The 24,019-nt window shown below is 49.6% G+C and carries 23 protein-coding genes, 1 tRNA gene and 5 pseudogenes; 13 read left to right on the forward strand and 16 right to left on the reverse strand.

The genetic code is table 11. The annotated features are described in order from the left end of the window. Positions 1-76 precede the first annotated feature (76 nt). The 3 genes and pseudogenes from A7090_RS16875 to A7090_RS16885 all read left to right on the forward strand — a co-directional run. A complete protein-coding gene (locus A7090_RS16875; protein WP_105274895.1) occupies positions 77-784 on the forward strand; it encodes a DUF554 domain-containing protein in 708 nt (235 codons plus the stop codon). 105 nt (positions 785-889) lie between these two features. Then, positions 890-965, forward strand: a tRNA-Phe gene (locus A7090_RS16880). A gap of 167 nt (positions 966-1,132) precedes the next feature. Beyond that, positions 1,133-1,424 (forward strand): annotated as a pseudogene (locus tag A7090_RS16885) (Arm DNA-binding domain-containing protein); the annotation flags it as partial. Between the two features lie 204 nt (positions 1,425-1,628). Here A7090_RS16885 and A7090_RS16890 read toward each other — a convergent pair. Next, the gene (locus A7090_RS16890) at positions 1,629-2,279 is read right to left on the reverse strand and encodes a TetR/AcrR family transcriptional regulator (RefSeq protein WP_105274897.1); all 651 of its coding nucleotides are present in this window, start codon (positions 2,277-2,279) and stop codon (positions 1,629-1,631) included. 124 nt (positions 2,280-2,403) lie between these two features. On the opposite strand from A7090_RS16890, the gene A7090_RS16895 reads away from it, so the two are divergent. Then, positions 2,404-3,612: an MFS transporter gene (locus A7090_RS16895; RefSeq protein ID WP_157941472.1), complete on the forward strand. Its 1,209-nt coding sequence runs from the start codon at positions 2,404-2,406 to the stop codon at positions 3,610-3,612. A 75-nt stretch (positions 3,613-3,687) separates the two neighbouring features. On the opposite strand, the pseudogene A7090_RS16900 reads toward A7090_RS16895, so the two are convergent. Both A7090_RS16900 and A7090_RS27310 read right to left on the reverse strand, forming a co-directional pair. Continuing rightward, positions 3,688-4,019 (reverse strand): annotated as a pseudogene (locus tag A7090_RS16900) (IS1 family transposase); the annotation flags it as partial. A 6-nt stretch (positions 4,020-4,025) separates the two neighbouring features. Then, positions 4,026-4,082: an IS1 family transposase gene (locus A7090_RS27310; protein ID WP_240246039.1), complete on the reverse strand. Its 57-nt coding sequence runs from the start codon at positions 4,080-4,082 to the stop codon at positions 4,026-4,028. Between the two features lie 105 nt (positions 4,083-4,187). Between A7090_RS27310 and A7090_RS16905 the strand changes: the two genes are divergently transcribed. The 3 genes from A7090_RS16905 to A7090_RS16915 all read left to right on the forward strand — a co-directional run bounded on the left by A7090_RS16905 (position 4,188) and on the right by A7090_RS16915 (position 5,520). Next, on the forward strand, positions 4,188-4,394 hold the full coding sequence (locus tag A7090_RS16905; RefSeq protein ID WP_105274899.1) for a hypothetical protein: 207 nt from the start codon (positions 4,188-4,190) through the stop codon (positions 4,392-4,394). Between the two features lie 270 nt (positions 4,395-4,664). Next, positions 4,665-4,763, forward strand: coding sequence for a replication initiation protein (locus A7090_RS26665; protein WP_249788758.1), 99 nt, complete (start codon positions 4,665-4,667; stop codon positions 4,761-4,763). A gap of 358 nt (positions 4,764-5,121) precedes the next feature. Then, positions 5,122-5,520, forward strand: a complete 399-nt coding sequence (locus A7090_RS16915; protein WP_157941473.1) for a hypothetical protein — start codon at positions 5,122-5,124, stop codon at positions 5,518-5,520. A gap of 288 nt (positions 5,521-5,808) precedes the next feature. Here the strand turns inward: A7090_RS16915 and A7090_RS26670 are convergent. Together A7090_RS26670 and A7090_RS16925 are read right to left on the reverse strand one after the other, a co-directional pair. Then, positions 5,809-5,877, reverse strand: a pseudogene (locus A7090_RS26670) (IS66 family insertion sequence element accessory protein TnpB); the annotation flags it as partial. Next, positions 5,874-6,059 (reverse strand): hypothetical protein, encoded by a 186-nt coding sequence (locus tag A7090_RS16925; protein ID WP_157941474.1) that lies wholly within the window; start codon positions 6,057-6,059, stop codon positions 5,874-5,876. The gene A7090_RS16925 and the pseudogene A7090_RS26670, both read right to left, overlap by 4 nt. Before the next feature lie 316 nt (positions 6,060-6,375). On the opposite strand from A7090_RS16925, the pseudogene A7090_RS16930 reads away from it, so the two are divergent. Continuing rightward, positions 6,376-6,684, forward strand: a pseudogene (locus A7090_RS16930) (IS1 family transposase); the annotation flags it as partial. Between the two features lie 123 nt (positions 6,685-6,807). On the opposite strand, the gene glcB reads toward A7090_RS16930, so the two are convergent. From glcB to glcD, 5 genes are read right to left on the reverse strand one after another with little or no spacing between them, the layout of a single operon-like run. Then, positions 6,808-8,979: a malate synthase G gene (gene glcB, locus A7090_RS16935; protein ID WP_105274903.1), complete on the reverse strand. Its 2,172-nt coding sequence runs from the start codon at positions 8,977-8,979 to the stop codon at positions 6,808-6,810. Positions 8,980-9,000: 21 nt separating this feature from the next. Further along, positions 9,001-9,405, reverse strand: coding sequence for a GlcG family protein (locus tag A7090_RS16940; protein ID WP_105274904.1), 405 nt, complete (start codon positions 9,403-9,405; stop codon positions 9,001-9,003). A gap of 4 nt (positions 9,406-9,409) precedes the next feature. Further along, positions 9,410-10,633 carry a glycolate oxidase subunit GlcF gene (gene glcF / locus A7090_RS16945; protein WP_105274905.1) on the reverse strand — a complete coding sequence of 408 codons (1,224 nt, stop codon included), beginning with the start codon at positions 10,631-10,633 and terminating at the stop codon, positions 9,410-9,412. A gap of 10 nt (positions 10,634-10,643) precedes the next feature. Continuing rightward, positions 10,644-11,696, reverse strand: a complete 1,053-nt coding sequence (glcE, locus tag A7090_RS16950; protein ID WP_105274906.1) for a glycolate oxidase subunit GlcE — start codon at positions 11,694-11,696, stop codon at positions 10,644-10,646. Next, positions 11,696-13,195 carry a glycolate oxidase subunit GlcD gene (glcD, locus tag A7090_RS16955; protein WP_105274907.1) on the reverse strand — a complete coding sequence of 500 codons (1,500 nt, stop codon included), beginning with the start codon at positions 13,193-13,195 and terminating at the stop codon, positions 11,696-11,698. The genes glcE and glcD overlap by 1 nt, the downstream gene beginning before the upstream one ends. Positions 13,196-13,445: 250 nt before the next feature. Here glcD and glcC point away from each other — a divergent pair, with 250 nt between their 5' ends. Further along, positions 13,446-14,210 carry a transcriptional regulator GlcC gene (gene glcC / locus A7090_RS16960; protein WP_105274908.1) on the forward strand — a complete coding sequence of 255 codons (765 nt, stop codon included), beginning with the start codon at positions 13,446-13,448 and terminating at the stop codon, positions 14,208-14,210. 6 nt (positions 14,211-14,216) lie between these two features. Here the strand turns inward: glcC and yghO are convergent, their stop codons facing one another. Further along, the gene (gene yghO / locus A7090_RS16965; protein WP_105274918.1) at positions 14,217-15,359 is read right to left on the reverse strand and encodes a protein YghO; all 1,143 of its coding nucleotides are present in this window, start codon (positions 15,357-15,359) and stop codon (positions 14,217-14,219) included. A 402-nt stretch (positions 15,360-15,761) separates the two neighbouring features. On the opposite strand from yghO, the gene A7090_RS16970 reads away from it, so the two are divergent. Genes A7090_RS16970 through spt form a run of 4 tightly spaced genes read left to right on the forward strand, consistent with a single transcriptional unit; the run spans position 15,762 to position 19,813 of the window. Then, the gene (locus A7090_RS16970) at positions 15,762-17,450 is read left to right on the forward strand and encodes a fatty acyl-AMP ligase (protein ID WP_240246038.1); all 1,689 of its coding nucleotides are present in this window, start codon (positions 15,762-15,764) and stop codon (positions 17,448-17,450) included. Next, positions 17,447-18,361 carry an NAD-dependent epimerase/dehydratase family protein gene (locus tag A7090_RS16975; protein ID WP_105274910.1) on the forward strand — a complete coding sequence of 305 codons (915 nt, stop codon included), beginning with the start codon at positions 17,447-17,449 and terminating at the stop codon, positions 18,359-18,361. The genes A7090_RS16970 and A7090_RS16975 overlap by 4 nt, the downstream gene beginning before the upstream one ends. A 31-nt stretch (positions 18,362-18,392) precedes the next feature. Next, complete coding sequence (locus tag A7090_RS16980; protein WP_105274911.1) at positions 18,393-18,641, forward strand: acyl carrier protein; 249 nt, start codon at positions 18,393-18,395, stop codon at positions 18,639-18,641. Next, positions 18,641-19,813 carry a serine palmitoyltransferase gene (spt, locus tag A7090_RS16985; RefSeq protein ID WP_105274912.1) on the forward strand — a complete coding sequence of 391 codons (1,173 nt, stop codon included), beginning with the start codon at positions 18,641-18,643 and terminating at the stop codon, positions 19,811-19,813. Before A7090_RS16980 ends, spt begins: the two co-directional genes overlap by 1 nt. Before the next feature lie 34 nt (positions 19,814-19,847). Here the strand turns inward: spt and lptG are convergent, their stop codons facing one another. The 5 genes and pseudogenes from lptG to A7090_RS17010 form a co-directional block, all read right to left on the reverse strand. After that, the gene (gene lptG / locus A7090_RS16990) at positions 19,848-20,927 is read right to left on the reverse strand and encodes an LPS export ABC transporter permease LptG (protein WP_105274913.1); all 1,080 of its coding nucleotides are present in this window, start codon (positions 20,925-20,927) and stop codon (positions 19,848-19,850) included. Then, positions 20,924-21,994, reverse strand: a complete 1,071-nt coding sequence (lptF, locus tag A7090_RS16995; protein ID WP_105274914.1) for an LPS export ABC transporter permease LptF — start codon at positions 21,992-21,994, stop codon at positions 20,924-20,926. Before lptF ends, lptG begins: the two co-directional genes overlap by 4 nt. Positions 21,995-22,023: 29 nt before the next feature. Continuing rightward, complete coding sequence (locus A7090_RS17000) at positions 22,024-22,581, reverse strand: YtfJ family protein (RefSeq protein WP_105274915.1); 558 nt, start codon at positions 22,579-22,581, stop codon at positions 22,024-22,026. A gap of 11 nt (positions 22,582-22,592) precedes the next feature. Next, on the reverse strand, positions 22,593-23,417 hold the full coding sequence (locus A7090_RS17005; RefSeq protein ID WP_105274916.1) for a hypothetical protein: 825 nt from the start codon (positions 23,415-23,417) through the stop codon (positions 22,593-22,595). Then, a pseudogene (locus A7090_RS17010) lies at positions 23,417-23,959 on the reverse strand (lipopolysaccharide biosynthesis protein); the annotation flags it as partial. The gene A7090_RS17005 and the pseudogene A7090_RS17010, both read right to left, overlap by 1 nt. Positions 23,960-24,019: the final 60 nt, after the last annotated feature.

The following is a 24,019-nucleotide window of genomic DNA, read 5'->3' on the forward strand; positions in this document are numbered from 1 at the left end:
TGCGAACAAACAAGTCATCTGGCGGGAAATACGTTCATAATAAGGACATCTGAAAATACAGTTAACAGGAACTCTTGTGATAATTGGTCCCTTTATCAATGCAGGCGCAGTATTAATTGGTGGCGTCCTTGGCGTTCTGCTTAGCCAACGTTTACCAGAGCGGATACGCATCTCAATGACGTCCATTTTTGGGCTGGCATCGCTGGGAATTGGTATTTTACTGGTGGTAAAATGCGCTAACCTTCCCGTCATGATATTAGCAACGCTCTTGGGTGCATTGATTGGTGAGCTCTGTTTGCTAGAGAAAGGAATCAATAACGCAGTTACTCAAGCGCAAAATCTGTTTCGCTTCTCACGTAAAAAGCCAGCGCATGAATCGTTTATTCAGAACTTTGTGGCGATTATTGTTCTGTTCTGCACCAGCAGTACCGGGATTTTCGGTGCGATGAACGAAGGAATGACTGGTGATCCAAGTATTTTGATCGCTAAATCATTTCTCGATTTCTTTACTGCAATGATTTTCGCCTGCTCGCTCGGCATTGCGGTATCGGTGATAAGCATCCCATTACTGATTATCCAGTTAGCCCTTGCCAGCTGTGCCACGCTGATATTACCGCTGACCACACCAGCAATGATGGCCGACTTCAGTGCCGTAGGGGGATTATTGTTGTTAGCAACTGGCTTGCGCATCTGCGGCATTAAAATGTTCCCGGTGGTCAACATGCTTCCAGCACTCCTTCTGGCAATGCCGCTTTCTGCCGCCTGGACCGCCTGGATTGCCTGATCGTACGTGCAATAGCGGCAAAGTGATGATAGATTGTGCAGTCTGCTGTAAATTGAAGAAATTTGATTGACGAGAAGAGGCGAATCAGGTTTAATGCGCCCCGTTGCCCGGATAGCTCAGTCGGTAGAGCAGGGGATTGAAAATCCCCGTGTCCTTGGTTCGATTCCGAGTCCGGGCACCAAATTCATATCAACGGACCTCTACGGAGGTCCGTTTTTCGTTTCAGAACGCCAGTATTTAAGCCTTCTGCCTCCAAATCAATTCAGCCTCGTTGTGTGGGTATAATTGCGGGAATCCCTCAGTTCGACAAAATTTGTACCCTCTTTCACGCATCCAGAAGGCTGAGTTATAGCTCTGACTGACGCAAAAATCCGGGTTACAAAGCCCACTGACGGGGCTGGCACGTTCCTGCGGGTACATCCTAATGATTCCCGTTACTGGCGTCTCCGTTATCGTATTCTGGGTAAGGAGAAGACTCTGGCACTTGGTGTGTATCCGGAAGTGTCTCTCTCCGAAGCACGTACAAAACGGAATGAAGCCCGAAGACTGATTTCGGAGGGGATTGACCCTTGCGAACAGAAAAGAGCTAAAAAAGTAATCCCTGATTTACAACTCTCTTTTTAAACATATTGCACGACGCTGACGTGCCGGTAATAAACAATGGGCACAGTCACACAGCAATTAAGTTCTCAGAAGCCTCTATCATTCATGTTGTGGCTATGCTGGAAAGATCCATTGGGTATTGCGGCAAAAGCAGCGCTAATACGTACGCAACTGCCAATAAATCAGCGCTACCACCGATAGCTTAAGCGCTTTAACTAATTGAAGACAATACCCGTTTTCTCTACAATTGGTCATCAACCGAATCAAAAAAGAGATCCAGTCCAACCTCAAATAACTCCCCTATATTAAGTGGATTTGATGGGTCAAGCATTCCGTTGTGGACAATACCTAGCCAGTTCGGGGACAATAATATATGTGGATAAAGGGCTAGTTTATTATTTTTGAGTTCCCCTTCCTTAAAGGCAGCCTCTAATAAAATTTTCAAACTATCAATGAGTGGCTGGTGGACTTCCTGTAGATATGCTTTAGCTAATACTGGAAAACGGGCACTCTCAGTTATTACTAATCTGGCAATCTGAGCGCGACCTGATGATTCAAGCGTTTTTATTACAGGTAAAAGCACACGCCGCAGATACTGCTTTACACTTTCCCCATGCTTTCGCGGCTCGGACCTGAGTTCCATTGGTGCAGCGACAATAAATTCTCGTAAAACACTTTCAAAAAGGCTTTCTTTGGTCTGAAAGTAATTATAGACAGTCCCCTTAGCGACTCCTGCTTTTTTGCTTATTTCGCTTACTTTTGCATCAGCAAAGCCATGCTCAATAAACACCTCCATCCCTGCTTTGATGATTGACTCGCGTGTTTTTCTGGTTTTCATCAAACTAGGACTGCGCTTTTTTCTTGCCGGCGCTACATTGTCTTGGTTGCTCATACTTTCCTCCTTTCCATATTCATCACAACAAAGTTAACTTACGGGTCACTTTTGATCAAATATTGTATACAGCTTAATGTAACTGGGTGCTTATTATCCATTGTATCTAAGTGAGATGAATCCCGTGAGATTATTGACTAAGGTTAACAAAACATTAATGCTTTTGCTTGCCCTGATTGTTCTGGGGATGAATCTAAGAAGTCCACTAACGGCTGTTCCTCCAGTCCTTCAGCCACTGCTGCATGATTTGAAGTTAAATGCTACGTTAACTGGACTGCTGACCAGTATACCTGTCTTATGTTTTGGAACTCTAACTCCGATCATTTCTGTGCTCATATCGAAAATCGGAATTAACAAAAGTATGTGGCTCACGCTAATTGGTGCCAGTATTGGGATTTTATTGCGCCCCTATACTGGTGAAATCGGTATATTAGCTGGAACATTTATACTTGGTGCAGCTCTGGCAACAGGAAATATTGTTAGTTTAATGATCATCGGGCGAGATTTTCGTCATCGAATGGGGGTAGTAACAGGCATATATACATCCTCACTTAATATCGGAACGATGATTACCAGTTCAATGACAGCACCAATTGCACACATAATGGGATGGCAATTTGCATTGGCCAGCTGGGTATGGTTACCTGTTCTGGCATTGTTACTGTGGCAGCTATCACAATCACAGAATAAAGAGGTAACCAGTACACCAGGATATTCCTTAACCCAGCAGAAATATTCACATTTTTTTTCGGCGCATCAAAAAATCGTCATTGCATCTCTGAGTGCTGGATTTGCTGCTCATTTGTTCATTTACTACGGGATTACAGCATGGTTACCTGTATATTTGATGTCAGTAAGTGGTGCCAGTGCTTCAAGTGCTGGTGTCATTGCCTCAATATTTCAAGGGTTAGCCCTGTCTGGGGCACTGATTATTCCAGTACTAGGACGTTATATCAAATATGAATATCTGCTGGTTGCTATGGGAGGATGTTGGATAGTCTCTATTTCCCTGATATTACTTTTTCCCAGTTTTTGGATAATTTGGTGCTTTACTGGTGGGATAGCACAAGGAGGCGGATTTGTTGTAATTTTTACTCTAATAATGAAATTATCCACAAACCTGGACGATAACAAGCGCATATCTGTTATTGTTCAGGGTATTGGCTACACATTAGCTTCTCTTGGGCCGATCTTTATGGGGTATATTTATGAGTATTTTCATAAATGGTCACAATCATGGCTTCTTTTAGTATTAATATCTTTTATCATTGTTTTATCAGGTCTGACATCTATTATTGCATTATCAGAAAAAGCAAAAAGTAGAGTGAATTAATTTTTTACTTTGTTTGGCACACTATCTGCTATGCACAATAGTGTGGAGTTGAGCATTATCTGGTAGTGCATGCAATTAGTAGAACATATATTTTTCAATGAAGGCCCTGATAACCTTTTCATGCCGCTCAATTGAGCGTGAGAAGCAGATTGTTTTTCGGGCCAGACGCTTGATGCGGGTTCTCAGCGTCAGGTTGTTACGTTCAATACGCTGAGTGAATATTTTGCCGGTCAGATGCTTCGCCTTCGGCACTTTTCTGGCATAACTGCCCCAGTCATCGCGGGTTATCATGCCGATATTAAACGGCGCGAGCAGCGCCAGAAGTTCGCGGCAGCTTTCATCCGTGCGTGGGCCAAATGTATAGTTTTGGTGTTGTATGTATACCAGAGCCAGTGCTGCCGGGCTTGCGGGCTTCATAGGTGTAGGTGAGCAGACTGACAACGGGGGCAATGAACAGTAACGCTGGCCATAAGAAAACCTCAAAAGCGGCATTATACATCAATTCAACTAATTAGAGGCATTGCCGATTCATTATCAAATTTGATAAAGTAGATATTATTCTGGAGTAGTGTGATATGAATGATGAAGAGTTAATTAATTCACTAAAATATCTTATCATTAAGTATATTGATGATAATGAGCGTGAGAGTGTCTTAGATTATCTGAAAATGCAAGATATTCCAGTTAAAGGTATATTGTCGGATATTAATAAATATAAAACTAAAGAGATTGAGAGTAGTGATGGTGGTTTAATAAAAAACATATACTATTACTTCTGCTAATCGATAGATGGTGTGTCGGTTATGTGACAGTAAAACCTCAAGTAAGTAAAAGATCATGAGGCATGATATTATTCAAATTGATATAAGGACTATAAAGATACCAGGCGTTTCCCCCTGGAAGCTCCCTCGTGCGCTCTCCTGTTCCGCCCCTGCCGCTTACCGGATACCTGTCCACCTTTCTCCCTTCGGGAAGCATGGCGCTTTCTTATAGCTCACGCTGTTGGTATCTCGGCTCGGTGTAGGTCGTTCGCTCCAAACTGAGCGGTGTGCATGCCCCCCGTTCGGCCCGACTGCTGCGCCTTATCCGGTAACTATCGTCTTGAGTCCAACCCAGTAAGACACGACAAAGCGCCACTGATAACTGGATAAGGTGGATTAAAATATTAAGATTTCTTGAAGTGGCGGCCTAACTGCGGCTACACTAGAAGGACAAATTTGGTATCTGCGCTCCACTAAGCCAGCTACCTTCGGAAGAAAGAGTTGGTAGCTCTAGATTCCGGCAAACAAAACCACCGCTGGTAGCGGTGTTTTTTTTTGTTTACAGGCAGCAAATTACGCGCCGCAAAAAAGGAGCTCAAGAAGATCTTGAGTCACTCTATGAAAATTTTGTTTTAGCGCCGTATTTGTTGATGTTATCAGCCTGAGATTCTTCTATGAGAATAGACATATCACGTCAAACACTACACACCCCGCCAAACATGCTTCCTCGAAAAAAAATTGCGTAGCAATGGCACTATCTGCATGCTTTAGACAGCAACTAAACCCTGTGGTAAACACCTTATTAAAAGAGGGGATAATACACTCACCTAAAGAGTTGGAGTATGACCACGTAGTAATCAAAATCCTGCAAACATTACAAATCCAAGATCTTTGTAATAACATATTTTGGGAAGCAGCCAAACAACAACTAATTCAAAAACCTGATGGAAGGTATTTTGCCATCAACTCTAAACACTCAGACTTTCCAGGCTCAGGAGAATCTCACGCCTTCTGTTGCATCAAATACAAAAATGCAATTGGCATTAACGGAAACAATGCCGAAACCAACTCTAACCACTACAATCCCTATCCGCATGATAAAGTCAGTATATGGGGGCCATTCCCTGAGCCAGACATTGCGAGTTAACATAATGTCTCATTACGCGCACGGCTAAAACACACTCAGAGCGATTCTGACGCAAACACCGCAAAAAGAGATATCCCCCTGGTAAAGCCATGAAATGCTGCCAGAATCATTTTCAGCGCGTTGCATAGCTATGAATGAAAGCGAATGGTGATCACTTTGGGGGCTTACGGTGTTCATACCGTCCGTTTTCGACTGTTTTCCCTCCGGGAAGTTAATCTGCCATAAGCCTGGATAACAGTTCACGGTGATACTCCGTGAACTGCGAACCAGACCGCCGGAGGCATCTGTGAACCCGTACCGCATATCAGTAACCCCGGCAACCAGCCAGATTTTGCTTCCTGCGGGTAAAGAGATCACCGGCGTTCTCCCTTCAGTTCGTCGAGCAGCATTCTCAGCAGAGTCGGGGGGACTGCGCCACTCAGTTTTATCGTGCCTTCGGGTAAAACCACTTCACAGCACAGTGTATTACCCGGCTCAGCCGGTGCAGGTTGCAACGGCGTGACATCAACGATGGCAGACCAGGGCTCTGCGAGCTCCACCGGCATCAGAACGAGGGCGGCATCCTGCCTACTCTTACTCTGTGTTGTATGGACAGTTTGACAAGATGGCGTTTAAATTCCGGGGAAAAGTTAGGCCGCCGACGTATTCCGGAAGGTAATTTGCTGGCGCGGGTAGGATTAGATTTTGGGGGGTAGAGCTTTTGCTCCAGCTCAACAGGGGTCATTTCATCTGGCAAAGGCCAGGAGAGGCCACTTTCCTCAAAACGGCGAAAGAACTTATACGCCGTTGATTCATTAATCTCCAACTGTTTGCATGCCGCGCCACGACTGAAATGTTGTTCGTAGTGGAGGCGCAAAAACGGGTGGTGTTCTGGCCTACACGTTCGGGCCGCGAACGGATGAAACCTGTCGTGAATTGCTGGCCCTGCTCGCGCCCTTTAACATCGGCATGATAACCAGTGATGACTGGGGCAGTTATGCCAGAGAAGTCCCGAAAGAGAAGCATCTGACGGGTAAAATATTTACTCAGCGTATTGAGCGGAACAACCTGACGCTGAGAACCCGCATCAAGCGTCTGATTCGCCAGACTATCTGCTTCTCACGCTCTGTTGAATTACATGAAAAAGTCATCGGAGCTTTCATCGAAAAATACATGTTCTACTAATTGGAGGCATTACCATTTTGTTACCCCCTGATAATCGTTCCGGTTATTTCCGGGATAAATGTACTACCGCAGTGACTATCATAGCCCCGACAATAAAACTTGCCGGGGCTTTTTTTGACGCTATTAATGACTTTCTTTTTCGCGTAAACGCCAGGCGTGCAATAACGGTTCGGTATAGCCGTTTGGCTGTTTCACGCCAAGGAAGATTAAATCGCTGGCAGCTTTAAAAGCACACGAGTTAGCGAAATTCCCCACCATCGGACGATAAGCCGGATCACCAGCGTTTTGTTGATCAACCACTTTCGCCATGTTCTCCAGCGATGCCTGCACCTGTTCTTTGGTCAGAATACCGTGACGTAACCAGTTGGCGATATGCTGGCTGGAAATGCGCAGCGTTGCACGGTCTTCCATCAGCGCCACGTTGTGAATATCTGGTACTTTTGAACAACCAATTCCCTGCTCCACCCAACGCACCACGTAACCCAGAATCCCCTGCACGTTGTTATCCAGCTCTTGTTGGATCTCTTGCGCAGACCAGTTAGCGTTTTCAGCAACCGGAATAGTCAGCAGATCGTCCAGCAGCGGTTCAAATTCAGCATTGAATTCGCTCTGAGCAATGTTGGCTTGCACGCTCTGTACGTTGGTTTGATGGTAGTGCAGCGCATGAAGCGTAGCGGCGGTTGGCGACGGAACCCAGGCCGTGTTCGCCCCGGCACGCAGCTGGTCGCCCTTCTGGCTGTACATGTCTGCCATCAGATCCGGCATTGCCCACATGCCTTTACCGATTTGCGCTTTGCCACGCAGCCCACAGAACAGACCGGAAAGCACGTTATTGCGCTCGTAGGCTTTGATCCACGGTGTTGATTTCATCTGGTTTTTACGCAGCATCGGGCCCGCTTCCATCACCGAATGCATTTCGTCGCCGGTACGGTCGAGGAAACCGGTATTGATGAACGCCACGCGATTGCGCGCCTGAGCAATGCAGCTACGCAAGTTCAGCGAGGTCCGGCGTTCTTCATCCATAATGCCCATTTTCAGGGTATTCGGTGCCATGCCGAGCATTATCTCTATGCGGGTAAACAGTTTGTTGGCAAATGCCACTTCCTGCGGACCGTGCATTTTCGGTTTCACAATATAAACGCTGCCGGTGCGCGAATTTTTCTGCACTTTTAAGTCATAGAGGGCAATCGCGCCAGTCATTACGCCATCAAGAATGCCTTCCGGGATTTCATTACCTTCGCTGTCCCAAATTACGGGAATGGTCATCAAGTGACCGACGTTACGGATAAACAGCAGCGAACGTCCGTGCAGAGAAATGTCAGAACCATCGGCGGCGGTGTAATGACGATCGTCATTTAATTTACGTACGATTTGCCGACCATTTTTCTCCATTGTCTCTTGCAATGTGCCCTGCATCAGGCCCAGCAGGTTGCGGTACAGCAGGATTTTGTCTTCCGCATCAACCGCAGCGACCGAATCTTCACAGTCGAGAATAGTACTGATAGCAGCTTCGACGATAACATCGTTGATGTGCGCCGGATCGTCCTTGCCAATCCGCCCGTTGGCATCGATTTGTAGCTCAATATGCAAGCCGTTATTTTTCAGCAAAATGCAGGTCGGCGCATCGACACCGCCACGGTAACCGACAAACTGTGCCGGGGTACGCAACATGGTTTCTGTACCATTTTTCAACAAGATACGTAATTGTTTGTCGACTACGCTAAACGCCACCGCATCCTGATAGCTGCCATTTTCCAGCGGGAACGATTCATCGAGGAAACACCGAACCCAGGCGATAACCTGCGCACCACGCTGCGGATCGTAACCGCTGACCAGCGCCCCTTCCTGCGGGATGATGTCACTGCCGTATAGCGCATCGTACAGTGACCCCCAGCGAGCGTTCGCCGCGTTCAGTGCGTAGCGGGCGTTCATCGCCGGAACCACCAGCTGTGGCCCCGCCTGGCTGGTGATTTCGCTGTCGATGCCCGTGGTTTCCACCGCCACGTGCTCCGGTTGCGGCACCAGGTAGCCCAGTTCACGCAAGAAAGATTTATAAGCCGCTTTGTCTTTTACCGGCCCCGGATTGCAGCGATGCCATTCGTCGAGCGCCGCCTGAATACGATCGCGTTCTGCCAGCAACTGACGATTTTCTGGCGACAGATCGTGAACGATCTCATCAAAATTGCGCCAGAACGCGGCAGCGTCCAGTTCCACGCCAGGCAAAACTTCTTCATCCACAAAACGTTTAAAATTGGCGTCAATGCGTAAACGGCCCTGGTTTATGGTCTCACTCATTATTTATCTCCTCGTTTTCGCTTATTTCGCCAACACCGCTGCTGCCGCTTTCGCGACCTGCGCATCCTGTGCTCCGGTTAAACCAGAAACGCCCACGGCACCAATAATCTGCCCATCAACAACAACCGGTACACCACCTTCCAGCGACGTCAGTAACGGCGCAGTCACGAACGCAGTACGTCCGTTGTTAACCATCTCTTCATAGCCCCTGGTTTCACGACGCCCCAGCGCGGCAGTACGCGCCTTCTCCTGGGAGATGTAAGCTGCAATCGGCGCGCAATCATCCATGCGACTTAACGCCAGCAGATGACCGCCGTCATCGGCAACAGCAATGGAAACAGACCAGTTATTTTTCTGCGCCTCTTCCTGACCTGCGGCAATAATTGCACTCGCCATTTGCTGGCTAAGAATGACTTTAGTTTTCATTTTGTTATTCCTTTTCAAGGGCTTGTTCTACAATTTCAATCCAGTGACGCACAGAGGTACGACCGGCGCTCGCCAGATGCGTCTGGCAGCCAATGTTGGCGGTGACGATCATTTCCGGTTTGCCGCTTTCCAGCGCATTCATTTTGTTATCCCGCAGCTGGCGCGCCAGATCGGGATGCGTTAACGCATATGTTCCCGCCGAACCGCAGCACAGATGGCTGTCGGGAACGTCCGTTAAGGTAAATCCAAGACGAAGTAACACTTTTTCCACTTCGCCGTTCAGCTTTTGCGCATGTTGTAGGGTACACGGGCAGTGGAAAGCCAGTTTTTTATCGCCGCGAATTGCCAGTTTTTCCAGCGGTTCCCCGCGCAGAAGTTCGACTAAATCGACCGCCAGTTCACTAATCTGACGCGCTTTATCGGCATACAACGCATCGTTTTTCAGCATCTGCCCATACTCTTTGACAAACGCGCCGCAACCGCTGGCGGTTTGCAAAATTGCCTCGGCACCTGCTTCAATCGCGGGCCACCAGGCATCAATGTTATTTCGCGCCCGCGCTAACCCTTTCTCTTGCGCATTAAGATGATAGTCCACCGCGCCACAACAGCCAGCTTCGTTAGCAGGCATGACGCTGATCCCCAGACGATCCAGCACCCGCGCAGTTGCCGCGTTGGTGTTGGGCGAAAGCGTAGGTTGGGCGCAACCTTCCAGCATTAAAACCTGGCGCTTATGGCGCAGCGGTGGACGCGGTTTAGCTTTCACCGTTTCGGCAGGCAGTTTTGCTCTGACCTGTTCCGGCAAAAACGGTCGCAGCACCAGACCTACCTGCGTCAGCGCACGGAAAACCGCCGGACGCGGCACGACCTGGCGCAATCCCTCGCGCAGCATTCGCTCCGGCAGTGGGCGTTTCACTTTCTGCTCGACAATATCACGCCCGATATCCAGCAAATTGTGATAGCGCACACCTGAAGGACAGGTAGTTTCACAATTACGGCAAGTGAGACAGCGATCGAGATGCTCCTGTGTTTTAAGTGTGACTTCGTTGCCTTCCAGCACCTGTTTAATCAGATAGATGCGCCCGCGCGGCCCATCCAGTTCGTCGCCTAAAAGCTGATAAGTTGGGCAGGTTGCGGTACAAAACCCGCAGTGAACACAGGCGCGCAGGATATTGTCGGCTTCCAGCACCCGCGCGTTCTGACGCATCTCTTCGGTTAACCGGGTTTGCATAGTCTGCTCCTTAAAGTTCCGCGTACATGCGACCGGGGTTAAACACGCCGCAAGGGTCGAGCTGCTGTTTAAGCTGCTGGTGGTAGCGGAATAAAGGAGCCGATAGCGGGGCAAAGCCACCATCTCCGGCACTAAAGCGGGTCGCATGACCGCCAGCGTTGCAGGCGATGCGGTGGATTTGATTGTCATCAGCTGTCGATTTCAGCCAGCGTAACGCCCCGCCCCAGTCGATCAGTTGCTCGCCGGGTAAATCCATCATCGGCGCATCGCTGGGTAAGGAAATGCGCCATAAAGTGCCCGGTAATGAAAAGAATGGCAGTTGTTGTTCACGCAATTGCTGCCAGAACTGACCCGCAACCTCTTCACCCCCCAACAGTTCACGCGCCGCTTTCACCGATCCTTCACCGCCTTCAAGGCGGATCCACAACGCACTGTCGAAGTAACATAAGCCACTAATGGGTAGCGGCTGGAGTTGCCACTGGGCGATTTCACTCATGGCTTCTTGCAGGCTGATTTCCCGACGCAGACTCAAGGTGGCGCGCGGTCGCGGTAACACTTTCATCGAGATTTCAGTGAGCACGCCAAGACAGCCGTAGCTTCCGACCATTAACCGTGAGAGATCGTATCCGGCAACGTTTTTCATCACTTCACCACCAAAACGCAGATGTTTTCCAGTGCCGGTTATCATGCGCGTACCGAGGACAAAATCGCGGACCGAACCGCTCCACGGGCGACGCGGTCCCGCCAGCCCGCAGGCGACCATCCCGCCCCAGGTGGCTTCTTCACCATAATGCGGCGGCTCGCAGGGGAGCATTTGCCCGGCGCTCTCCAGCGCCGCTTCAATCGCCACCAGCGGTGTTCCGGCACGCGCGGTAATCACCAGCTCAGTCGGGTCGTAATTAACAATGCCGCGATGGCAACGCACATCCAGCGTATGCCCGGTGACAGGGCGACCTAAAAAGGCTTTGCTATTGCTTCCCTGAATCACCAGCGGCGTTTTATCGCTAATCGCCTGATTCACCTGCTCCAGTAGTGCCTGGCTGTAATCACACTCACGTAGCATCAGAAACGCTCCAGTTCAGGAAAAGGTAAATGACCGTGATGCACATGCATGGCACCAAATTCAGCGCAGCGGTGCAGTGTGGGGATATTTTTTCCTGGGTTCAGCAAGCCATCAGGGTCAAACGCCGCCTTGACCGCATGGAAGGTCGTGATTTCATCGCTGTTGAACTGGGCGCACATTTGATTGATTTTTTCGCGCCCAATACCATGTTCTCCGCTGATGCTGCCGCCAACTTCAACGCAGAGTTCGAGGATCTTCCCGCCCAACTCTTCCGCGCGGGCAAATTCACCGGGTTCGTTGGCATCGAAAAGGATTAACGGGTGCATGTTGCCGTCTCCGGCATGAAAGACGTTGGCGACGCGTAAATCATATTGCTGTGATAAACGGGCAATGCCTTCCAGTACGCCAGGCAGCGCGCGGCGCGGGATGGTGCCATCCATACAGTAGTAATCAGGGGAAATGCGCCCCACTGCCGGGAAGGCGTTTTTGCGGCCAGCCCAGAAACGTACGCGCTCAGCTTCATCGTGCGCCAGACGAACATCAGTCGCGCCCGCTTTCAGTAAGATTTCGTTAACTCGCTCGCAGTCTTCCTGCACGTCAGATTCCACACCGTCCAGCTCGCACAACAAAATCGCTTCGGCGTCTACGGGATAACCGGCATGAATAAAATCTTCTGCCGCGCGGATCGACAGGTTATCCATCATTTCCAGCCCGCCGGGGATAATGCCATTGGCGATGATGTCGCCAACCGCAAGTCCGGCTTTTTCTACCGAGTCAAAGCTGGCTAACAAAACCCGCGCCACGGGTGGCTTCGGCAGCAGTTTTACCGTCACTTCGGTGGTCACACCGAGCATACCTTCCGATCCGGTAAACAGCGCCAGCAGGTCAAAACCTGGCGAATCCAGCGCGTCCGATCCCAGCGTCAGCGCCTCGCCGTCCAGCGTTTGCACTTCAATTTTCAGCAGGTTATGTACGGTCAGACCATATTTCAGGCAGTGGACGCCACCGGCGTTTTCCGCCACATTGCCGCCAATCGAACAGGCGATTTGTGAAGAAGGATCCGGCGCGTAATAGAGATTATGCGGCGCAACGGCCTGGGAGATCGCGAGGTTACGCACGCCCGGCTGCACGCGCGCGCGGCGACCAACGGGGTTAATGTCGAGGATCTCTTTAAAGCGCGCCATCACCAACAACACTCCTTTTTCCAGCGGCAGTGCACCGCCAGAAAGCCCGGTGCCTGCGCCACGGGTCACCACTGGCACACGCAGGCGGTGGCAGACAGCCAGAATCGCCGTCACCTGTTCCATCTGCTTTGGCAAAACAACCAGTAATGGACGCGTGCGATACGCGCTCAGCCCGTCACACTCGTAAGGTGTGATCTCCTCATCGCTATGTAGGATCTCCAGTCCAGGGACATGCTCACGCAGTGCCATCAGTACCGATGTACGGTCGACATCGGGTAAAGCGCCATCAAGACGCTCTTCGTACAAGATGCTCATGAATAGGGTTCGCTTTGTTGTGTTGTGTGGCAGCTGATTTTTTTGCGCTGCTTCTGTGAACAGTTATTAAGCGAGCTTTTCGTTTTCGTCTATCTCTTTAGCTACCGGTCAGACCATTTTTTTTCCCGCTCTGTGACCTTGTCTTAGTTAATTTAATGTTAAATTGATGTAGCATAATCACTTACGTGATGTGCGTGTTTTGCAAATTAAGAACAGAAAAATTGGTCCTACCTGTGCACGAGGTCCGGGAATGAAAGATGAACGTCGCCCTATTTGCGAAGTGGTTGCAGAGAGTATCGAACGGTTAATTATCGACGGCGTGTTGAAGATCGGACAGCCGCTTCCCTCAGAACGTCGACTGTGTGAAAAGCTCGGCTTCTCACGTTCCGCACTGCGTGAAGGGCTGACCGTGCTGCGCGGGCGCGGGATTATTGAAACGGCGCAGGGTCGCGATTCTCGTGTCGCACGGCTTAATCGGGTGCAGGACACCAGTCCGCTGATCCATCTGTTCAGCACGCAGCCGCGAACTCTGTACGATCTACTCGATGTCCGTGCATTGCTGGAGGGCGAATCGGCAAGGCTGGCGGCAACGCTGGGAACGCAGGCAGATTTTGTCTTGATAACCCGCTGCTATGAAAAAATGCTCGCCGCTAGTGAAAACAACAAAGAGATTTCGCTGATCGAACATGCACAGCTGGATCACGCTTTCCATCTCGCCATTTGTCAGGCTTCTCACAATCAGGTGCTGGTGTTTACGCTGCAATCATTGACCGAGCTAATGTTTAATTCGGTGTTTGCCAGCGTAAATAATCTCTACCATCGACCACAGCAAAAAAAGCAGATCGATCGCCAGCATGCACGGATCTACAACGCGGTGTTGCAGCGACTACCGCACGTCGCCCAGCGCGCCGCACGCGATCATGTGCGGACCGTGAAAAAGAATCTCCACGATATCGAGCTTGAAGGCCACCATTTGATTCGCTCGGCAGTGCCGCTGGAAATGAACCAGAATTAGCTGGCGTTAAATCTGCTTTTCGTACAATCGGTAACGCTTGTACGGCTCCGCTCCAATACGTTCCAGCATGTTATTCATGCCTGTATTGGTTTCGAGGATCCATGACATTTCCAGCGCATCGATCTTCCGGCGGGCAAACGGATCGCGTAAAGCTTCAATCAATAACAGCGCAATCACCGGGCCGATGCGGCTGAACTGATACTCGTCCCGCACGCCCATCAGCGGCACTCGCGCGGTCCGCACACCGCTGACTTTCAAGCGCCACAGCAATTTTGCCCAGCCTAAGGGAAAGAGAGAGCCGTTCAGATCGGCAATTGCCTCGTTGATGTTAGGTAAACCGACAATAAACGCGCAGGGTGCAGAATCAATCTCGGCAATGTAGATCATATCGTCCGGCACCAGATACTTAAGTTGATCGCCCATGGTCGCGAATTCATGTTCGGTAAACGGCACAAATCCCCAGTTGTGCTGCCAGCCAGAATTGAAAATCTGACGCAGGATCTGCATCTCTTCGGCAAACCGCTGGCGATTTATGCAGCGAATAGTCACCTTTTTACGCACCTGATCCATCAATTTTTTTAGCGCCGGAGAGAAAGTGAGATCGGTTCGCTGCATCCACCACGCCAGTAAATCAATGCCTTTGTGATAACCCAGTTGTTCAATATGCGCGGCATACCACGGTTTGCCGTGTGGCATCATCGCACAGGGTGGTGTGTCAAAACCTTCAATCAATAATCCGCTTTCCTGATTGATATTCAGGCTGAAAGGCCCGCTGATCTTACTGACACCTTGTGACTTCAACCATGCTTCCGCTGCGCCAAACAAAGCGGCAAAAACCTGCGCATCGTCAATGGCGTCAATCATGCCGAAATGACCGGTATCTTCGCCGTAACGCTCGCGGTGTAAGGTGTCTATTTGCGCGGTAATACGCCCGACTATCTGCCCCGCTTTTTTTGCCACCCACGCCTGCCAGATGATATGGTCAGTCCCCGGATTCTTCTCAGACAAATGCTCGCTGCGTTCAATGAACAAAGGAGGTATCCAGTTTGCATCATCGGGATAAAGTGATGACGGAAAAGCGATAAAGGCCTTAAGGTCACTTTTATTAATTACTTTTTCAATTTTAATCATCAGCAGATCGCATTCCATATTTCTGTGGGTAACAAATAATTAATGGTAAAAAACTGGCTGCAACAGCAACGAACGGCACCTTAATAATCAACTCAGTGAATACAAGAGAAAAATAAATAGTATTTATTAATGATTACGATAAGGTCAGAGACAACACAGAAGAGCCACAATGCCTTTGTCTATTTAAGACGACAGGGCAAGGTTTCTTCTTAATATATTCATAAATTAAATATCATTCATAATAAAAACAACAAACCCAAAACCATTACTTAAATCAATGTTCAATATCGCACCGATGAAAATACTATCTCATTTATCTTTTATGCCTATATAATCCACCGCATTATTGTCATTTTATTTTTGATATCCAATTTTTTCGTGGTGTATATGTCTAATAAAATCTTTACGCATTCCCTACCTATGCGTTATGCCGATTTTCCAACGCTGGTTGATGCTTTGGACTACGCCGCTCTGAGTAGCGCCGGAATGAATTTTTATGACAGACGTTGCCAACTTGAAGATCAACTGGAATATCAAACGTTAAAAGCGCGTGCCGAAGCTGGTGCGAAGCGGTTGTTATCGCTGGACCTGAAAAAAGGCGATCGCGTGGCGCTGATGGCCGAAACGAGTAGCGGGTTTGTAGAGGCTTTTTTTGCCTGCCAGTATGCCGGCTTAGTCGCCGTCCCGTTGGCGATTCCAATGGGCGTTGGTCAGCGGGACTCCTGGAGCGCTAAACTGCAAGGTTTACTGGCTAGTTGCCAGCCTGCAGCCATTATCACTGGTGATGAGTGGTTGCCGCTGGTCAATGCCGCAACGCATAATAACCCCGAATTACATGTTTTAAGCCACGTCTGTTTTAAGACATTACCGGAAGCCGAGGTTGCTCTAAAGCGTCCAGTTCCTGACGATATCGCCTACCTCCAGTACACCTCCGGCAGTACCCGTTTTCCCCGTGGCGTCATTATCACCCATCGCGAAGTGATGGCTAATCTACGTGCTATAAGCCACGATGGCATTAAATTACGCCCTCGCGACCGCTGCGTCTCCTGGCTGCCTTTCTACCATGATATGGGACTGGTCGGCTTTCTCCTGACTCCCGTCGCCACGCAGCTTTCAGTGGATTATTTACGCACTCAGGATTTCGCCATGCGTCCTCTGCAATGGCTTAAATTGATCAGTAAAAATCGCGGCACCGTTTCCGTTGCGCCGCCGTTTGGCTATGAATTGTGCCAGCGCCGGGTGAATGAAAAAGATCTCACTGAACTGGATCTTTCCTGCTGGCGAGTCGCTGGTATTGGCGCAGAGCCTATCTCTGCGGAACAACTCCATCAATTCGCTGAATGTTTCCGTCAGGTTAACTTTGACAATAAAACTTTCATGCCGTGCTACGGACTGGCAGAAAATGCGCTGGCTGTCAGTTTTTCCGATGAAGCCTCCGGGGTTGTGGTTAACGACGTGGATCGCGACATCCTCGAATATCAGGGTAAAGCCGTCACGCCGGGTGCTGAAACACGCGCCATATCGACTTTCGTCAACTGCGGTAAAGCATTGCCAGAACATAGCATTGAAATCCGGAGTGAAGATGGTTTGCCGGTCGCGGAACGTGTGGTAGGCCATATTTGCATTTCTGGTCCCAGCCTGATGAGCGGCTATTTTGGCGACCAGACTTCTCAGGACGATATCGCAGCGACGGGCTGGTTAGATACCGGCGACCTCGGTTATCTGCTGGACGGTTATCTGTATGTCACCGGGCGTATTAAAGATCTGATTATTATTCGTGGCCGCAATATCTGGCCACAAGATATTGAATACATTGCGGAACAAGAACCGGAAATTCATTCTGGCGATGCGATTGCTTTTGTTACCGCCCAGGAAAAAATCATTTTGCAGATCCAGTGTCGGATTAGCGACGAAGAACGTCGCGGGCAGCTTATCCACTCACTGGCGGCACGGATCCAAAGCGAATTTGGCGTGACAGCGGCTATCGATCTGCTACCGCCCCACAGTATTCCCCGAACATCCTCCGGCAAGCCCGCCCGCGCGGAAGCGAAGAAACGTTACCAGAAGGCTTATGCTGCCAGTCTTCAAGTGCAGGGAGCCCAGGCATGATTCAAACTGTCGCGGTGACGGGCGCTACCGGATTTATCGGTAAATATATTATCGATAACCTGCTCGCCCGGGGCTTTCACGTTCGCGCATTGACACGTACTGCCCGTGCTCACGTCAATGATAATCTCATCTGGGTGCGCGGTTCGCTGGAAGATACACATTCACTTAGCGAGTTGGTTGCCGGAGCCAGCGCGGTGGTACATTGCGCCGGGCAAGTGCGCGGACACAAAGAAGAGATTTTTACCCGCTGTAACGTTGACGGTAGCCTGCGCCTGATGCACGCGGCAAAAGAGAGCGGCTTTTGCCAACGTTTTCTGTTTATCTCTTCACTCGCGGCGCGCCATCCCGAACTCTCCTGGTACGCAAACTCCAAACATGTCGCCGAACAACGGCTGACCGCCATAGCTGACGACATTACCCTGGGCGTTTTTCGCCCAACAGCCGTGTATGGTCCCGGCGATAAAGAGTTAAAACCGCTGTTTGACTGGATGCTGCGCGGCCTGCTGCCACGACTGGGTACACCAGAGACACAGCTCTCTTTCCTGCACGTCACCGATTTCGCGCAAGCTGTGGGTCAGTGGTTAAGCGCCGAAACTGTACACACGCAAACCTATGAATTATGCGATGGCGTCGCCGGAGGCTATAACTGGCATCGCGTACAACAACTTGCCGCCGATGCCCGTTGTGGTTCCGTGCGAATGGTTGGCATTCCTCTGCCGGTACTCACCTGCCTTGCGGATATCACTACGGCGTTGAGTCGTCTGGCAGGTAAAGACCCCATGCTGACCCGCTCGAAAATACGTGAATTAACCCATGCCGACTGGTCGGCAAGTAATAACCATATTTCTGAAGATATTAATTGGTTTCCCGGGATTAGCCTGGAACACGCATTACGCAACGGGCTATTTTGATTGTCTTGTTTAAAGGTGTGTTAACGTTTCTATGGTAAATCGTAAAATAGTAATGGATTACATCCTTTCCTGTTTACAGGATTTGGTCGAAAACGGTGTGGAAATTAAGCCCGACAGCGATCTCGTCAACGATCTTGGCCTGGAGTCGATCAAAGTGATGGATCTCTTAATGATGCTGGAAGACAAATTCGACATTTCCATTCCTATTAATATTCTGCTGGATGTCAAAACCCCTACGCAATTAATGGAAACTCTACTTCCATGGCTGGAGAATAAATAATGGGGCTATACGATAAATACGCGCGTCTTGCTGGCGAGCGACTGCAATTTAGTGACAACGGGTTAACACCGTTTGGTACCGGTATTGATGAAGTGTATTCTGCTACCGAAGGCCGGATCGGCAATAAAAAAGTGATTCTGGCCGGGACCAATAATTATCTCGGTTTAACCTTTAATCGTGATGCCATTGCCGAAGGTCAGGCAGCGTTAGCGACACAAGGCACCGGCACCACCGGTTCTCGTATGGCTAATGGCAGCTATGCGCCGCATCTGGCGTTAGAGAAAGAGATTGCCGAGTTTTTCAATCGCCCTACCGCTATCGTTTTTTCAACCGGTTATATCGCTAATTTAGGTGTCATCAGCGCACTTGCCGACCATAACGCTGTGGTGTTACTGGATGCCGACAGCCACGCCAGTATTTATGACGCCTGTTCTCTCGGTGGCGCGGAAATTATTCGTTTCCGCCATAACGATGCTAAAGATCTGGAACGCCGCATGGTTCGTCTCGGTGAACGGGCGAAAGAGGCGATTATCATCGTTGAGGGCATCTACAGCATGCTCGGTGACGTTGCGCCGCTGGCAGAAATTGTTGATATCAAACGTCGTTTTGGTGGTTATTTGATTGTCGATGAAGCGCATTCGTTTGGCGTGTTAGGTGCAACGGGGCGCGGACTGGCTGAAGCCGTCGGCGTTGAAGATGATGTGGATATTATCGTTGGTACTTTCAGTAAAAGTCTGGCCTCGATTGGCGGTTTTGCTGTCGGTTCGGAAGCGATGGAAGTGCTGCGCTACGGCAGCCGCCCGTATATTTTTACCGCTTCTCCTTCTCCGTCCAGCATTGCGACCGTGCGCTCGTCGTTAAGAACTATTGCCACACAACCAGAGCTGCGGCAAAAGCTGATGGATAACGCCAACCATCTGTATGACGGTCTGCAAAAACTGGGTTATGAGTTAAGTTCACATATTAGCCCGGTAGTGCCGGTAATAATCGGTTCGAAAGAGGAAGGTTTACGCATCTGGCGCGAGCTTATTTCGCTGGGCGTTTATGTGAATCTTATTCTGCCACCTGCCGCGCCTGCAGGCATTACGCTGCTACGCTGTAGCGTAAACGCTGCCCACAGTCGTGAGCAAATCGACGCCATCATTCAGGCATTTGCTACTCTGAAGCAGTAATGTGAGCCCGCCGTGGTGCTGCACCACGGCGGGTTTAATGTTGTCTGTCATACCAATACACCAGACTCAACGCCACCAGTACAAACGCTACCGGTAATCCGAGCGCGGTAACAGGTGCGCTCAACGCAAATAGCAATCCCAGATTGACCATGATTTGATAGCTGATCCAGGTGAGTAAGCCAACGATGACGCCGACAGCGAGACGGCTACCCATCCCTGGCGAACGCGGGGCGCTAAAGGTAAACGGCACAGCCAGCAAAATCATCGCCAGGGTTAAGATCGGTTGCCCCAGTTTTTCCCACAGTGCGAGGCGGTATTCGCTGCTGGGTTGCCCGGTTTCCTGCAAATAATGGATGTAATGATTAAGCTGACGAACAGAAAAAGTATTCCCCGGCATCGATAACTCTTCAAGATTCATACTGGTAAATGCCGATTGCCAGGCAAGATTATCTGATGTTTCCAGCGTTTCTTTGCCATTCAGCCATTTTTTATGATTCACACCATGCAGGATCCACGTTTTGTCGTCTTCAATACTGGCACTGCGTGCATAAATGTAGGATTCGAGCGAAAGATCGTCGCGATAATGAAATATCTCCACGCCCACCGGCTGGCCCTGCTCATTCAGCGATTTCACCGTCACAAATTCATTGCCGCGCCTGGCCCACAGCATATTGCCGGTAATGTCATCGTCCTCCCCCAGCGCAGTGGCGGTCGATTTGATTTGCAGCGCCTGTTGCTGCAATGGTGACGCCACCCACTCATCTATCGCGCCTAACGAAACAGTCCACAATATCCCGGCAACCAGCGCCACCAGTGCAATACGGAAGACAGAAAACCCCGTGCTGCGAATGGCGGTAAGCTCACTGTTTTTCGATAGCTGCCCAAGACCAACAATTCCCCCCAATAAGGCGATAAACGGCGAAAGTTCGACCAGTGTGCGCGGTAAGGTCATTAGCACCACCAGCACCGCCTGAGTCCAACGATAACCGCCCGGACTGACATCATCCAGTTCGTTAATCAGGTTGAAGGTGGTAAAAAGCGGCAGCAATAGCCCTGCGGCGGCGGCAAAACCGAGAAAGAAGTGACGGATTAAATAGCGACTGAAAACATTCATCGGGAAAATTTCTGCAGCAAAGAGAAGTCGCGTGCGGCCAGTATCAGCAGACCCATTAGCATGAGTCCGGGCACTAACCACAAACCAGGAATGAGGGGAATCGCGCCATTAGCCACCAGTGTACGACAGACGTCGCCGCCATAAAAAATGGCAACAAACAGCAGCGTCAGTGGCAGTAACGTTGAAAATCGCCCTTGTCGCGGTTTTACCCGACTTAATGAAATGGCCAGCAGCGCCATCAATAATGCTGTCAGACCACGACTTTGTCGCCATTGCAGTTCGGCATGATCGGCAGGAAAGACGGAGTGCGCCAGCTCCGTGACCGATTTCGCTTTGCGTTTGACGTTAGGGCTTTGATCCAGCGGATTCAGGTGTAATTGCAAATTTCGGTAGATCTGTTCGTTGTCGTCGCGGCCCTGATGATCAAGAAGATAGGCGGTCCCGTTATGCAACATAACGGTCGGTTTCTCGGGTGATGGGTCAACAACATCAACCGAACGAGCGCGGAAAATGCGGGTTCGATTGGCGGTAGAAGTATAAATCAGCGCGTCAGTCAGGCGATTATTATCCGAATCAACCGTCTGCGAAAGGATCATTCGTCCGTTATCGTTAGTGTTAAATTTCTTTGCCCGCAACTGGCGAACATCCAGCTCCGACTGCGACTGTTGCTCCAGTTGATATATCTGCGCATAAGCCCACGGACAACCATACATCGACAGAAGGGTGACAAAAATGCTTAACGGTATCGCCAGATAAAGAACAGCTTTGTACAAGCGTCCCGGACTGCCTCCCGCCGCAGAGATAGCGGTAATTTCTGAGTCGGTATACATCTGCCCGAGCGTCACGCCGACTGACACATACAGACCAACAGGTAACAACATCTCCAGTGCAATCAGCACCTTGTAGAAAACGATATCCAGCACAGCATCAAGAGCTAACGTCCCATTTGCCGCTTCGGTCAGATAACGCTGTGCGGAGTAGCCAGCGAAAATAAAGATCAGAAAACCAACGATAATCAGCACCAGACGGCGCGTCTCACGCATGATGTAGTGTTCAACCAGCTTCATCTCACTAACGCCCTCAATCCTTTGAGTTTTTATTCATTGATCAGCTTCTGCGCCAGCGCAATGACATGATCAACCTCTTCCGGCGTCAGGCTGCCGTCCTTTGCCCACTGAATTTGCCCGGCTTTATTCAGCACCAGAATGGTTGAACTCTGCTCCGGCAAGCGCCAGGCAATGCGTCCCAGACCATTGCCGTCAATAACGAATTGCGCCCACGGATAGCGGCGTTTATTTTTTTCGATTTTGCCAACGACAAAATAGCCAGTACCAAAGATGGCATCATCGGTGTTCACAATGGTGGTGGGCTGAAAACGATCCTGCGGAAAGTTTGCCGCTTCAACCGCTTTAATTAACAGTGAGTTCTTTTTCTTCGCCGACTTACGCCCGGCGATATACTGAATAATGCGGACTTTTCCCGCCAGCTGTGTGCTGTTCCACTTTTGGTAGTGAATTTCGTCATTTTTGAGCACTAATTCGCCATCGTCCTGAATATAAACAGGTATGACCGGTTTTCCGATGACGAAATTGTGTGCAGTAGCGCCGAACGAGAAGAGTGAAAATATCAGCACAGTAATCAGACGAGAGGGCATCATTGCTCCGGTTATAGCGGAAAACGCGAAATCAGCAGCTCTAAGCGCTGACGAATATCGCTATCCAGCGCCACCGGCGCATCATACGACTGGCGGTTTTCCATATCATCTGCCACCATGTCGTCGTGTTTATCCCCCATCAGACCATTAATGGCAGCGAGGAAACGGGAAATCTGTAACGCTTCTTTATTTTCAGGATCAAGCGATCTTAGAGTGTCATAATAAGAAACCTGCTGGCTGATGATTTTTCGCACATCATGAAATTCCCTGCCGGTTAGTCGCGGTTTTGCAATAATCTCTTTCAGGATATGCATCTGCTTTTGCCGATAGGCAATAAAACCGCTTACGCTTTCTAACTGGCTGTGGCGTAATGAATAGCTCACCAACGACCAGAGCGGAGAGCTTAAATAAATCCGTAACAGGTTGCCGTAATACGACACAATATTTTTTTTACCGTTACGAAAACCATCCTGGAAACGCCCCAGAAAAACCGTCGTTTTACCGAATAAAAATCCGGCCTGATGCTTCTTTAAATACAGCCTTTGGGCAAAACGCAGATGCTTGTAGCGCGCTCGCATGTATTTAAACTGTTTGCGCTCATCTGTCGTCAGCTCATCGCCTTTGGCTTGTTTGCGGATTAAACGAAGTAATTCCTGACGATCAACGCCATTCAGCCAGAATTGCAGACATAATGCGTAATTATCATGGATGATTTCGGTGGAACAACGTAAAGCGATAGTCGATGGCAAACTCACCTGCTCATCAACAACATCATCTTCTTCAATCGCAATAAATAAACGCTCGCTCGCCTCAAGCGGGAAATATTTTCTCATCATCAGGATTTCTCTCCGGCTGCGTTATAAAGCAATGAATGGCGCTGAAAAAACGCCTTTAAGGTCGGAATTAATGAAAGCGCCACATCCAGACATTGCCCACCGAAATAGGCAAACGCCGCTCCCAGCACGCCAAACAGATGACAGAACACGAAGAGCAAAATAATGTAGCCAATAGAAGCGATGGTTTGCGCCACAAGGAAGGCACGCTGTTTACCCGCCATCAATAGCAATGACTCCTGTGGGAAGCCCAACATCGAAATAACAATTGCGCCAAGCATCACCTGAATCAGGTCATACGCTTCGAGATATTTAACGCCAAACACCAGCGAAATGAGTGGCTTACCCACAATCAACACCGCGAGCGCTACCAGAATACCGATTCCACCTGCCAGTAAACCGGACTTCACGCCTAACAGCCACGGTCTGGTGGTGCGCGGATCTAAACGCATCACCTCTGGGTAAAAACTTTTGCCCAGTAAACCCGCTGGCGTTCCGGCAGCGTCGAAAAATGTCATGGCGATTTTAAATAACCCGGCGGCAGCGCTGAGGAATCCCCAGTAATGGGCGGGTAAAAAAAGACAGGCATAGAGTTTTGTGATCTA

Source organism: Escherichia sp. MOD1-EC7003, assembly GCF_002965065.1.
Taxonomy (GTDB): Bacteria; Pseudomonadota; Gammaproteobacteria; order Enterobacterales; family Enterobacteriaceae; genus Escherichia.

What these genes read in the sequence shown, in the direction of transcription:
- yghO (WP_105274918.1), bottom strand. Translation starts at nt 15,359, where the DNA reads ATGGAATGCGATCTGCTGATGATTAAAATTGAAAAAGTAATTAATAAA.
- spt (WP_105274912.1), top strand. Translation starts at nt 18,641, where the DNA reads ATGGGGCTATACGATAAATACGCGCGTCTTGCTGGCGAGCGACTGCAA.
- A7090_RS16890 (WP_105274897.1), bottom strand. Translation starts at nt 2,279, where the DNA reads ATGAGCAACCAAGACAATGTAGCGCCGGCAAGAAAAAAGCGCAGTCCT.
- glcB (WP_105274903.1), bottom strand. Translation starts at nt 8,979, where the DNA reads ATGAGTGAGACCATAAACCAGGGCCGTTTACGCATTGACGCCAATTTT.
- glcC (WP_105274908.1), top strand. Translation starts at nt 13,446, where the DNA reads ATGAAAGATGAACGTCGCCCTATTTGCGAAGTGGTTGCAGAGAGTATC.
- A7090_RS26665 (WP_249788758.1), top strand. Translation starts at nt 4,665, where the DNA reads ATGCCCCCCGTTCGGCCCGACTGCTGCGCCTTATCCGGTAACTATCGT.
- A7090_RS16970 (WP_240246038.1), top strand. Translation starts at nt 15,762, where the DNA reads ATGCGTTATGCCGATTTTCCAACGCTGGTTGATGCTTTGGACTACGCC.
- lptF (WP_105274914.1), bottom strand. Translation starts at nt 21,994, where the DNA reads ATGAAGCTGGTTGAACACTACATCATGCGTGAGACGCGCCGTCTGGTG.
- glcE (WP_105274906.1), bottom strand. Translation starts at nt 11,696, where the DNA reads ATGCTACGTGAGTGTGATTACAGCCAGGCACTACTGGAGCAGGTGAAT.
- A7090_RS16915 (WP_157941473.1), top strand. Translation starts at nt 5,122, where the DNA reads ATGGCACTATCTGCATGCTTTAGACAGCAACTAAACCCTGTGGTAAAC.
- glcF (WP_105274905.1), bottom strand. Translation starts at nt 10,633, where the DNA reads ATGCAAACCCGGTTAACCGAAGAGATGCGTCAGAACGCGCGGGTGCTG.
- A7090_RS16905 (WP_105274899.1), top strand. Translation starts at nt 4,188, where the DNA reads ATGAATGATGAAGAGTTAATTAATTCACTAAAATATCTTATCATTAAG.
- A7090_RS17005 (WP_105274916.1), bottom strand. Translation starts at nt 23,417, where the DNA reads ATGATGAGAAAATATTTCCCGCTTGAGGCGAGCGAGCGTTTATTTATT.
- A7090_RS16975 (WP_105274910.1), top strand. Translation starts at nt 17,447, where the DNA reads ATGATTCAAACTGTCGCGGTGACGGGCGCTACCGGATTTATCGGTAAA.
- glcD (WP_105274907.1), bottom strand. Translation starts at nt 13,195, where the DNA reads ATGAGCATCTTGTACGAAGAGCGTCTTGATGGCGCTTTACCCGATGTC.
- A7090_RS16940 (WP_105274904.1), bottom strand. Translation starts at nt 9,405, where the DNA reads ATGAAAACTAAAGTCATTCTTAGCCAGCAAATGGCGAGTGCAATTATT.
- A7090_RS17000 (WP_105274915.1), bottom strand. Translation starts at nt 22,581, where the DNA reads ATGCCCTCTCGTCTGATTACTGTGCTGATATTTTCACTCTTCTCGTTC.
- lptG (WP_105274913.1), bottom strand. Translation starts at nt 20,927, where the DNA reads ATGAATGTTTTCAGTCGCTATTTAATCCGTCACTTCTTTCTCGGTTTT.
- A7090_RS16980 (WP_105274911.1), top strand. Translation starts at nt 18,393, where the DNA reads ATGGTAAATCGTAAAATAGTAATGGATTACATCCTTTCCTGTTTACAG.